The sequence below is a fragment of the Streptomyces sp. AC627_RSS907 genome (assembly GCF_019049165.1).
This window is the reverse complement of record NZ_JAGMUE010000889.1, coordinates 1-561: the sequence shown is the minus strand read 5'-3', so window position 1 is coordinate 561 and position 561 is coordinate 1. Positions and strand designations below refer to the sequence as shown.

Annotated in this window: 1 pseudogene; it reads left to right on the top strand. The window is 72.7% G+C overall.

Going from position 1 to position 561, the window contains the following annotated elements:
• A pseudogene (locus KUM32_RS39285) lies at positions 1 to 319 on the top strand (prephenate dehydratase); the annotation flags it as partial.
• Between the last annotated feature and the right edge of the window lie 242 nt (positions 320 to 561).

Below are 561 nucleotides of genomic sequence, written 5' to 3'. Positions count from 1 at the left end.
CACTGGCGCCCTCCTCGAACTGCTCCAGGAGTACGCGGCCCGCGGCGTCCACATGATGCGGATCGAGTCCCGGCCCACCGGCGAGGGCATCGGCCGCTACTGCTTCTCCGTGGACTGCGAGGGCCACATCACCGACCGGCGGGTCGCCGAGGCGCTGATGGGCCTCAAGCGGATCTGCCCGAAGGTGCGCTTCCTCGGCTCGTACCCGCGAGCCGGCGTGGACCCCTCCGACGTGGGCGAGTTGCGGCACGGCACCTCGGACGCGGACTTCGTGGTGGCGGCCGAGTGGCTGGCCCGCTGCCAGGACGGCCGCGCCTGAGCCCCCGGCCGGCGCCCCCTCTTCCCCTTCCCTCTCGCCGTCGCCGTACGGCCGTATCGTCGCGCGCCGCGCCGGCGGCCTTCCTCTCTCTGTCATCCCCGCGTCCGGGGAGAGGAGAGGGCAGCGGGAGGCGAAGGGGAACGGGGCACGCCCGGGTGGACGGCTCGGGGCGTACGGCCCACGGCTCACCCGTACGAGGCACGGCAATCCACACAGTTGCAAAGTTATCCACAGGTGGGGGT